Here is a 10,963-nt window from a genome sequence, read left to right on the forward strand (position 1 = left end):
ACAAAAAAGCCACAGGTTGTAAAACACTGTGGCTTGGGTATTGATTGACTTACAACCAAGGGATTTTAGGAGAGTTTAAAACTCATAACTTACGCTTAAACGCGTGGTGCGAGGCATAATATAACGGCCATTTGGTGCATCAGCATTACGAGGATCACCTTCGGTAATGCCTTGTTCATCAGTTAAGTTATCAATAGCTAACTGTATTTTAATACCTTCCATAGGCTCAACAATTAAACCTAGGTCAACTTTTTCATAGCCTTCTAATGTAACAGTATTTTCGTTGTCGCCCCAACGATCATCAACTGCTGAAATTGTGCCGTATAGAGTTGCATACATGCCGCTGACTTCAAAGTCATAGCTCGGTGTAACACGTACTTGCCATTTTGGCTGACGTTGGCTTTCGTTGCCTTCGTTGGTCGGGCTTTCTGTGATCTCAGTTTCTTGCAGTGTTGAGTTTAAGTTAACTGAGAAACCAGATTCGTGGTTATAGTTATAATCAAGCTCAATACCGTATGCTTCATTTGTTAAAATTTCAGCAGGGGCGCCTGGACGACGAACAAAAGTGTCACCTTTTACTTCATTCGTGAATAAAGTGGCATAAAAATCAGTGCTATCGGTCAAAAGCTTGTAACCGAATTCAGCCTGTGTCACTTCTTTGATTAACTTTTCGCCGCCTTGGTAAGCGCCGTAGTTATCACGAAAATCATCGAAATAAGGCATCTTATAACCACGGTTAACTCGTGCAAATACACCCATATCATCATTAATTGAGTAGTTAATACCTGTTGTCCATGATGTTTTGCTTTCATCGTACTGGATAGATTTAGTAATAACACCATCTAGGCCTTCATCTACAGTGTATTCTACTTCGTGATTTTCAAAACGAATACCTGCATCAAGTGTGAATGCATCATTGATTTTATACTGAGCTGTTGAGTAAAACGCATTAGTGCGTGCATCACCTGTCGAGTTAATATCGTAGTTCCATGCACAACCTTCAGTACTTGCATTACACTCAATGTCATTTAACATCTCACCGCCAGCTTCAAGTACATGATAAGCAGCGTTTCCTAAGCTCCACCAGTCGTTTGCAGATGTGCTTGCTGTGTAATAACCGAATGCGGCAGACAGGTCACCAAAGTCTTTAGAAAAGGCAAGATCATTAGTGAATGAACTAATTTCTTTTAATACAACCCAACGGCCAAGTTGTTGTACTGGTGTATCTGCATCATAAACAGTGCCTGTTGCTGCACCTGCTGCGGTTTCACCATTAGTTGCTACTTCACCCAATGTTGTTGCAGAGCCTGCTGGAACAAGGCCGTAGGTATTTGCATCACCTTTAGTAAAGTTAAAGCGATCTACAAACTGCCAGCCATTATCAAATTCAAGCTTGATGCTACCGCCAGACACATGACCTTTCCAACCGCGCCCTTCACCTAAGTCAATTTGATGTTCATCATTGTTAGGGCCAGTATATATAGTTGCTTGACGATTTAGAGTGCCAAGTTGTGTGTAGCCAGCATCAATACCTTCAACATTTAAAGGCGTAGGTAAGTACCACGCACCGTGATCATCGGTATGACGGCTGTATAAGTTGATGGTGCCATTGTCTAGCACCTTTGTAAGGTTAATCGTAAATTGATTGCCTTTTTCTGAGGTAAAACCTGCGTCACGAATACCAGGTGAACTCTTAACGTAACCACCTACCATGTAGTAAAAATCTTCAGAAATTTCACCACTTACCATCGCATCAATACGTTGTAGGTCATAATCAGATGTTGTGTACTTAAAAATAGCTTCGGTATCTTCGCTACCGCGCTCTAAGCGGAAGTTTGTTGTTAAACCGGGCTGACCGTTTGAAACAACTGGGTTAGGGCCACCGCGAAGTGCTTCCATTGTCTCAATTGTTTCATCAAGACGGAAAATAGAAGAGTTTTCTAAAAATGAGAGCGTCGGAGCAGGGTAGATAGGAGAGCCATCAATGCTAATTGTTAAAAATGGTGCATCACCACCACCCGGAAAGCCACGTACAAATACGTTCGCGCCTGATTCACCACCAGAGCTTTCTACCCATACACCAGGTACAGCTTTAAACAAGTCCGCGGTGCTTTTAGGTGAAAGTTTAACAATTTGGTCAGCATCAATATTCGTCACGGCATAACCGGCGTCAATTTTGCGAACACCTACACCACCTGGTGTACCAGATACAATAATGCGTTCTACTTTTTCTTCTGCTGCCTGTTGTGTCTGCTCTTCAGCAAAAGCAGTTTGGCCTGACATTGCTAAAAGAATTGCGGATGCAATTGCAGTTCGTGTGTGTTTTGTTGCCATAGTTTTTTCCCACTAATCTGTTGTTAAGTACACTGCATAACAAGATTTTAAAAAATTGTTAATGCTTTGCCTATTTAAACCATAGAAGTTTATGCAAACGTTTGCAAACAATTTTGTAACTGTTTTTCACAATTTTCTTGGTTTCTTCCAGTTAACTTGGTTTTGTTATTGATTTTTAATAAAAAATTTTAAGCAGTTGTTTGTTTAAAAAAATGCTATATTGTTATCCCAGTTTAAGGATTACTGTGTTACTGCCATGAACGATAAAAAATTAAAACTAGTTGATCTTGCTAAATTAGCAGGTGTATCTACCTCGACAGTGTCAAGAGCACTTAATGATAACCCTTTGATTAAACTAGAAACTAGGCAGAAGCTTCAGCGTTTAGCGAAGAAACACAACTTTAGTCTGAATACTGCTGCAAGCCGTCTTCGAACGCAAAAAACCAATGTGATTGCTGTGATGATCAATCTTGATGGTGACACAGAACAATCAATTAATGACCCTTTTTTACTGAAACTTGTTGGCGAAATTAACCTTGCACTGAATAAGCATGGCCTCGAACTGTTACTTTCTAACTCATTTATGGCAAGTGATGATTGGGTCAATTATTTCATCAACAGCCGTCGGGCTGATGGTTTGATTGTTGTCGGACAAGGTAAAAGCCAGGCGAATATTGAGGCAGCTGCAAATGCGGGTGTTCCATTGGTTGTTTGGGGAGATCCAAAAACAGAAAGTAATTACCCTATAGTTGGTAGTGATAATTACTTGGGAGGCCGTTTAGCCACTGAACGCTTACTTGAGCACGGTGCAAAAAATGTGTTGTTTTTGGGTGATCCTGCTCACGCTGAAATTGGTGAACGCTACAGAGGCTACTTAGATGCAGTTTCAAAGGCAAAAGCCACGCCAAATGTACTGTCTATCGATATCACGAGTAAAGCTGCTTATCAGGGTATAAATCAGTTACTGGTAGATAAGGGGCTTTGTTTCGATGGGATTATGGCATGCAGTGATATGGTCGCTCTTGGCGCTATGAAGGCCCTTAAAGAACGCTACATCAGTATACCAAATGATGTTGGTCTTATCGGATTTGATGACATTTCTATGGCTGATATTAGTCATCCATCCCTTTCAACTATTAAGCAAAATACCCAGCGCGCCTCTATTATTTTGGTTGAAAAACTACTTGCACAACTCGCAGGCCAAAAAGTTAACTCCCAAGTTGTTGAAATTGAAATGATAAATCGACAATCTAGCAAATAGAGCTCGGTTTTTTGTGAATAAATTGTGTATTTTGTTATTGCAAACGTTTGCAAAAGAAATTCCACTCAACTAGACTGAGTAAAAATTACTTTCGGTATAGTTAAATGGCTTCATTAAGAATTACCATAGCGTTAGCAAGCAGCTATTTTGTATTTGCAATTATGCTCAATAGTGTAGGCACTGTTATTTTACAAGCAATTAATAGTCTGGATGTTAGCAAGACGGATGCCTCTGTTTTAGAGGGATTTAAGGATTTGAGCATTGCCATTATGTCTTTTTTAGTCGCTTCATTCATTCCAAGAATAGGCTACAAAATCGCGATGCTCGGTGCATTATTGTTAGTGTCGGCTCTGTGTTTATTGGTGCCAAGCATTGCTGAATTTTGGGTGCTAAAAGCATTATTTGCTGCAATTGGTTGTAGCTTCGCTGTAGTGAAAATCTCTGTTTACTCAATTATTGGTCAACTTTCTGATAACGCGAACAAACATTCGTCTTTGCTAAACACTATTGAAGGGGTGTTTATGCTTGGGGTGTTATCGGGTTACTGGATCTTTGCATTATTCATCGATGCTAATAACCCCCAAAGTAATGAATGGTTGAATGTATATTACATGCTAGCAGCGATCGTCTTAGTGACTACCTTTACTGTTTTAACAGCGCCAATTAAATCTCCTGAGTTACATAACCAGAAACAGTCACAAGTAGACGCTTTCTTAGATATGCTGAAATTAACTTACCAACCCTTAGTGCTTATTTTTGTAGTTAGTGCTTTTTTATACGTTTTAATTGAACAAGGAGTGGGTACCTGGCTGCCTACCTTTAACAATCAAGTTTTAAAACTCCCCGTTGATGTCAGTATTCAGCTCGCTAGTTTATTTGCTGCAGCGTTAGCGCTTGGCCGTTTGGTTGCTGGGCAAGTACTTAGGTTTATTAGTTGGTTCAAGATGCTATTGACTTGCCTGATTACAATGGGGCTGTTGATTTTACTTGTTTTACCTCTTACTCATGATGTTGATGGCAGCCAAGTAAAAAATATTTTTGATGTGCCTTTTGCGGCATATATGTTGCCTCTAGTTGGTTTTTTTATGGCACCTATTTACCCTTTACTCAACTCAGTCATGCTGAGTTCTTTAGAAAAGCATAAACATGCTGCGATGACTGGCTTAATCGTTGTTTTCTCGGCTTTAGGGGGCACCACGGGTTCAATAATTACGGGCTTTGTGTTCGATAAGTTTAGTGGCCAGCACGCCTTTTATCTAACTTTGCTGCCAATAGTCATGTTGTTAGTGAGTGTTTCGGCGTTTAAAAAAGCGACGCTTGTTTTAGAAAATGGTCTGACACGTCAGGCAATTAAGGAATGATTATGAACTTTGTTAATAGCCAGCTATTTAAAGATGTGCAAATGGCAGAAATTTTTGCTGATTCTAAAACATTTGCAGATGCAGTCCCCAATTTATCTTGGCAGAGTGCGAGTGAGTTATACCAATTAGTAGGTCCTCTGCAAGGTGAAAAGCTTCGTGAGTTTGTTATGTCGCACTTTTCATTCGCCAACCAAACTATACCAATGGCGAAACTCAATACGACATCGGTAAACCAGTATATACTCGATCTATGGCCGCACCTGCATCGCAGTGCCGATAGTGATTTATCAAGCTCTTTGATGCCTCTACAGTTTGACTACATTGTTCCTGGTGGACGTTTTCAAGAAATTTACTACTGGGATAGTTACTTCACAGCATTAGGCCTTGAGGACATAGGCGACCTGGCAACCATTGAAGCCATGGTTAATAATTTTATTGACTTGCAAAAACGCAATGGCTGCATTCCAAATGGAAATAGAGTTTATTACAGCTCTCGGTCTCAGCCGCCCGTTTTAGCTTTGATGGTTACGCTATTATGGGAGGCTAAATATGTGCAACGCAAAGACTTTTCTTGGCTAGAAAATGCGATAGCGGCATTAGAAGCTGAATATCAGTTTTGGATGAAAGGGTGTGAAGAGTTAGTTGACGATAAACAAGCTACTAAGCGTGTCGTTAAAATGTCTGATGGGGCTATTTTAAATCGATATTGGGATAGCGCCCGCTCGCCACGACCAGAGTCGTTGAAAGAAGATTTGCATGATGCGCAAAATCTTTCAGCTGATCAGCAGTTGAGTTACTTTCAGAATATTCGTGCTGCCTGTGAATCAGGGTGGGATTTCAGCAGTCGCTGGCTCAGTGAGCCAAGTGATTTGAAGAGTATTGAAACAACAAATATAGTACCTATTGATTTAAATTGTTTAGTTTATAACCTCGAAAAGACCTTAGAAAGGTTTTACAGCTTAATTAACAAAGAGCATAAAAGTCGAGCAATTGCTGAATTGGCATTATTTAGACTAGAAGCAATTAATCAATATTGTTGGGACAATGATAAAGGCGTTTATAGAGACTTTAATATTCGTTTGAATAAGCAAAGTCCCATTGATTCTATGGCAATGGCTGTACCTTTATTTGTCGGTGCTGCATCTGAGCAGCAAGCTCAGCAAGTAAAAACGAAACTAATGAGTGACTTTTTAAAACCTGGAGGGTTAGTTACAACATTATCTAATACTCCTCAGCAGTGGGATAGCCCTAATGGCTGGGCACCTCTGCAATGGTTTGCTGTTAAGGGTTTATTTAACTATGGCTTTATCAGCGAAGCCGAAGCTGTCATGAAAAATTGGTTGAGTATGATCGAAATGCGTTTTGCTGAGGATAAGTGTCTTCTTGAAAAATACAATGTATGTGAATTGGTAAGTCGCGCTGGTGGCGGTGAATACACAGTACAACAAGGGTTTGGTTGGACGAACGGCGTAACATCACGTTTTTACAAACTGCTCAATGACTCACTGTAAAAGGGGAGGTGTGAGTATGGTTATTTACAACCTGTTAACTTATGCGTCTGGCCATCCAAATGGATTGGTGATGTTGTAAATTACTAAAATAAAGGATTGTAAATGGTTGAATCATGTATCCAAATTGGGTATTGTGAATAAAATGTTTCAAGGAAGAAATGAGATGATTCAACCAACTTCTGTTTTTCTAAAAGCACAACCAAAACTGCAAAACCGTAGTCAAAGCTATCAATATTTAATCAAGATGCTTGATGCATTCTTTGTCCGCGTCAAAGTAGATACAAGCTTACCCCAAGATGCGATGCGCGACGAATTTGATCTTTATCTGATAGATAGCACTAACACCGATTGGAAAGACCTATTACCAGCAGAATTAGTACAACTTGCTAAGCAAAACTCAGTGGTTATTTTTAATGCAGATGCTGACGCCATCTGTGAAAAGAACCTACTTTTAAATGGCATTAAAGGCGTGTTTTTTGCCGAGCAATCACCTGAAGATATTTTTTCAGGGCTTGTGAGAGTGATCAATGGTGAGTTATTTTTTAGTCGTAAAAGTATTTCTACAACCTTTAATCACATGCTTTATGCTATGTCTCGAAGTCAATTTAGTGCCAGTAATGATTCGGTAAATAACGATATTGATCTCAGCTTACTAACTAAACGCGAGAAATCAGTGATTCATCTACTTGCACAAGGCGCGAGTAATCGAGATATCGCAGAGCGTTTAAACATCAGCGATCATACGGTTAAAACCCATCTTTACAGCGCATTTAAGAAAACATCATCACGTAATCGCGTAGAACTAGCTAACTGGGCACAAAGCTACATGGCAGTGAGTTTGTCTTTACAAAATACACAGTGATTATAATCCAAAGGTGTAAGTATTGCGTTTAAAGGAGAGTGATTTTACCCAGTGCTTAGCTCTAGCATGGTTAGTAGTAGTTCTTGGTGACGAAAGTCGGCAGTTCATTTTAAGTGTGTGACGCTGTGATGTTCAGCGCCACAATTCAATTAGACCGCTTTTGCAGCCCAAATACCTTTGTTAATACCTTTTAGTACAAGATCACTTAATGCTTTTTCTATTGCTTGAGTTACGCAGATGCTCATAGGCTCGTTGTCGGTAAAACCGGCTTCTGCTTCAGCTAAACGCTTGTAACTGACATAGCGAAAGAACCCTGCGCGCATTTCTTGACTGAGCACTTTTTTGCTTGTCGCAACGGATAGCAAAACTTGGCCTGTGCGAACATCGACAGCGCGTAAATAAATTGAGATTGCATCCTCACGGTATAACTCTGATGCGCCAATCCCGAAGTATTCCATCCCAATACCGCCCGTTTTAATATTAGTATCGTAGCTGATGATACCGCCTTCTAAGATTATTTTTGCAGTCGTAAGCGGTGGCAGTTCAGGCAGTTTGTCGTTTTCGGCTTGCGCGGCACGAATAATTTTGCGCTCAGTCAAAATGTTTTGTAGACCTTCACGTTCTACCGGAATAAACCAATCTGATTCATGTAATGCTTGCACTAAAATAGAGTTTGCGCCTTGGGTCACTGCGGTAGAAAACGAACTGACATTAGCTTGAGGTTTGTATTGCCCAGTTTGGTCGCGAAATGAATACACAGAAACAGGAATGCTGCCCACTGGTTGTGGAAGTGCTTGCAATGCCTTAAAGGTTTCTGTTGGCTCTAGTGTACTTGCGAGTTGCTTTGTCGGTGGAATTAAATTGCCCATTGATGAACAACCCGACAAAATTACGATTAGTGTGGTTAAGATTAAACTTCTCATTATCCAAACCTCGGTACTTCAATAACTGTAATTGTTCCATCAGAAGTATTTGTTATTCTTACAGTAATAGAATCGCTAGTACTGGTAATGATCTGAATTTCATAATCACCTGTCATGAAGATAGAGTCACCGTTAAAAATACTGTCGTCGATTTCATCACCAAACGCCATATCGGTGATCTCACGAACCATGCGATTTAAATAGGTACGCTCTAATGAGTCTTGAAATTTTTCACCATAAGTTTGTTCGATTGTTGGCGCTTTATGTTTATTCTGGGATTGCGCTTTATTAAGCAGCATGCTGCCATTGAGTGGACTGCCACCAAAACTTGGATTTATAGGGGTATAAACGAGTTCAGTTGCCCAACTGTAGAGGGGGCAGAGTATTATTATTAGTGTTGTTAAGTATTTCATTTTACCATCCATTTTTTGCCATATCAGGTGATGATTGCTGCATTTTGTTACGCGCCATTGCATCCATTACGCTATACATGGCTTGTTTAACACGCTCATCTAATGGCTCTAAACGACGACCTAGGTAGGTAACGTACACAATTTGGTTGTTCATTCTTAAAACAAGGCGAGTACCCGCTCGAGGTAATACCGTTTCTTTTATTTCGATATTAAAGCCAGCTGTTGAAGGTAAGTCACGCCAATGATTGGCAAACTCAAAATAAAATTGATGGCCAAATCGGCTAATGCTTCTATCGAGTACTAAACCATCAATTTCGAGATCTTCGCCATAACTAGCAGCACTTTGAGCTGCAAGCAAGATACAACATATGCGGAGAAAGTTATTTAATTTCATAGCGAAATGAGGGAGCAAGGCTCCCCCTAAATATGATTATTCTTGGGTTACAGTCGCGATATTGCCATCACCTAGCTGAGTGATAACGACCGTGCTGTTAGAGCCAATCATTGAGCCTTCTACAAGGTTAGCATTACCTTCTTGGACAACGACCAGTGAATTACCTTCACCACCTAACAAGAATGCGCCTTCACCAATGCCTGCAACAAAGTTTTCAGAACCAGTTTGGCTAATATCAACTGAATTGCTACTTCCTTCCATGATAAGGTCAATCGCATTTAGTTCACCAACTTGTGTGAATGCAACCTGGTTATTGTTGCTATCAAGCACACTTGCAAACGTTAGTGCGGCTTCATTTAGATTACCTTCTTGGTTAATCGCAATATCATTATCATTTGAAGATAGCGATGTATCTGGATAAGAAGACTGAACCAGTACCGTGTTTTCATCACCTGCTTGTGCAATATCAACGTTATTATCGTTGCCATTGAAGTTAGCAATATGTGCACTGTTTGCATCACCAATTTGGTTTGCAACAAATTCATTATCATTGCCAATTGCGCCAAGGTATACATCATTGCCGTTACCATTTTGGAATGCCGTTAGCTCGTTATCATTGCCAATTGCATCTAAGCCTGCAGTATTCCCATCTTGCTTTTGATTAACAAGTAACGTATTGCCGTCACCAATTAATACCGCTGATTCAAAGCTATTGCTGTTGCCTTCTTGGTCTGATTTAACTTCGTTATCATTACCTGTAACTTCAGCAATTAACGCAGTGTTTGAGTCGCCATCTTGCTCAAGTTCAACTTCGTTGTAATCACCACGAACAGAAGTTAATGTTGCACTGTTAAACGCACCGGTCTGGTCAATTGTAATGTCGTTGCCATTACCGACAATTTCATCTGACGTAAAGGCGTTGAATAAGCCTTCTTGAGCTACTTCAATCGTGTTGTCATCACCAATGACAGTATTAAATGTAGCTTCATTTAATAAACCAACTTGCTCAGAGCTTACTGTGTTGCTATTACCTTCTAAATCGAAGTTGTAGAACCAGTGGCCCCCATCACCTTGGGTTACAGTAATTGTATTTTCATCACCTGTAACTGTGTTAATAGCTTCATTATTAATACCAAAGAAGCCAGCACCTTGTTGTTCAACACGAATAGCGTTGTCATTACCTACTGTTTCAGACAGTGCGCCATTCATTGTGCCATTCTGGGTATGAGCAACATCATTGAAATCACCTGTATTATAAATAAGTGATAAGTTAGATGTTTGTGCTTGGTTAACTTGAACCATATTGCCGTCACCAATACTGACGGTTTCTGCACGTTGTCCAGTGCCTTGCTGGGTAATAACCGCTTCATTACCCACACCTGTTACAGATACTTGATCTAGAATAATTGAGTTGCTAACACCTAAAGTTGTTACCTGAGTAGCAAGCTCAGAGCTAGACTGCGCTTTGTCATCAGTATTTGCGTTAACAGCAAAGCTTGAACCGAGTGCAAAGGTGATTGCACAGGTAAGAAGAGACTTTCTTAACTTCATGATTATTTCCTTTAAATTATTATTAATCAAAGCCCTAAAATATTATTTTTGCTTTTAGGGCCATGTACCGGCATGCCTTGCCGGATTAAATTGCGTGATATTCAAGTGTTCGCTAACAATCAGAAGTGAATGAAGCAAAATTGTTAAATGCACTGAAAAGATAAAGCAATTAACAGAAAATCACTTTAGACAGATATGGAATAATATAAAATCAGCAGTTTTTGTGGTTTTAATTAATTCTTTATTTTCATGATCTTATAATTATCTAATCAGGTTTTGATATGAGGGATTATTACAAAGCAGTAAAAAAGTTTGATAAATAACCTCGGGTAATTGACGCTCCATTTGTCACG

At 39.8% G+C, this 10,963-nt stretch carries 9 protein-coding genes; 4 read left to right on the top strand and 5 right to left on the bottom strand.

Annotation, left to right across the window (positions count from 1 at the left end):
• Positions 1-75 precede the first annotated feature (75 nt).
• On the bottom strand, positions 76-2,334 hold the full coding sequence (locus tag ISP07_RS09255) for a TonB-dependent receptor (RefSeq protein WP_209327446.1): 2,259 nt from the start codon (positions 2,332-2,334) through the stop codon (positions 76-78).
• Between the two features lie 256 nt (positions 2,335-2,590).
• On the opposite strand from ISP07_RS09255, the gene ISP07_RS09260 reads away from it, so the two are divergent.
• The 4 genes from ISP07_RS09260 to ISP07_RS09275 all read left to right on the top strand — a co-directional run bounded on the left by ISP07_RS09260 (position 2,591) and on the right by ISP07_RS09275 (position 7,329).
• A complete protein-coding gene (locus ISP07_RS09260; protein ID WP_054554018.1) occupies positions 2,591-3,595 on the top strand; it encodes a LacI family DNA-binding transcriptional regulator in 1,005 nt (334 codons plus the stop codon).
• A 104-nt stretch (positions 3,596-3,699) separates the two neighbouring features.
• A complete protein-coding gene (locus ISP07_RS09265; RefSeq protein ID WP_209327447.1) occupies positions 3,700-4,956 on the top strand; it encodes an MFS transporter in 1,257 nt (418 codons plus the stop codon).
• A gap of 2 nt (positions 4,957-4,958) precedes the next feature.
• On the top strand, positions 4,959-6,467 hold the full coding sequence (locus ISP07_RS09270) for a trehalase family glycosidase (protein WP_209327448.1): 1,509 nt from the start codon (positions 4,959-4,961) through the stop codon (positions 6,465-6,467).
• A 163-nt stretch (positions 6,468-6,630) separates the two neighbouring features.
• Positions 6,631-7,329, top strand: a complete 699-nt coding sequence (locus ISP07_RS09275; RefSeq protein ID WP_054554015.1) for a helix-turn-helix transcriptional regulator — start codon at positions 6,631-6,633, stop codon at positions 7,327-7,329.
• A 149-nt stretch (positions 7,330-7,478) separates the two neighbouring features.
• Here the strand turns inward: ISP07_RS09275 and ISP07_RS09280 are convergent, their stop codons facing one another.
• From ISP07_RS09280 to ISP07_RS09295, 4 genes are read right to left on the bottom strand one after another with little or no spacing between them, the layout of a single operon-like run.
• Entirely contained in the window at positions 7,479-8,252 is a 774-nt protein-coding gene (locus ISP07_RS09280) for a CsgG/HfaB family protein (RefSeq protein WP_054554014.1), read from the bottom strand.
• Positions 8,252-8,677 carry a curli assembly protein CsgF gene (locus ISP07_RS09285; protein WP_054554013.1) on the bottom strand — a complete coding sequence of 142 codons (426 nt, stop codon included), beginning with the start codon at positions 8,675-8,677 and terminating at the stop codon, positions 8,252-8,254. The genes ISP07_RS09280 and ISP07_RS09285 overlap by 1 nt, the downstream gene beginning before the upstream one ends.
• Entirely contained in the window at positions 8,667-9,059 is a 393-nt protein-coding gene (locus tag ISP07_RS09290; protein ID WP_209327481.1) for a curli production assembly/transport protein CsgE, read from the bottom strand. Before ISP07_RS09290 ends, ISP07_RS09285 begins: the two co-directional genes overlap by 11 nt.
• Before the next feature lie 36 nt (positions 9,060-9,095).
• Entirely contained in the window at positions 9,096-10,610 is a 1,515-nt protein-coding gene (locus tag ISP07_RS09295; protein ID WP_209327449.1) for a curlin, read from the bottom strand.
• Positions 10,611-10,963: the final 353 nt, after the last annotated feature.

Origin of the sequence: Pseudoalteromonas sp. PA2MD11 (assembly GCF_017808125.1) — a bacterium.
In the GTDB taxonomy this organism is placed as follows: Bacteria; Pseudomonadota; Gammaproteobacteria; order Enterobacterales; family Alteromonadaceae; genus Pseudoalteromonas; species Pseudoalteromonas simplex.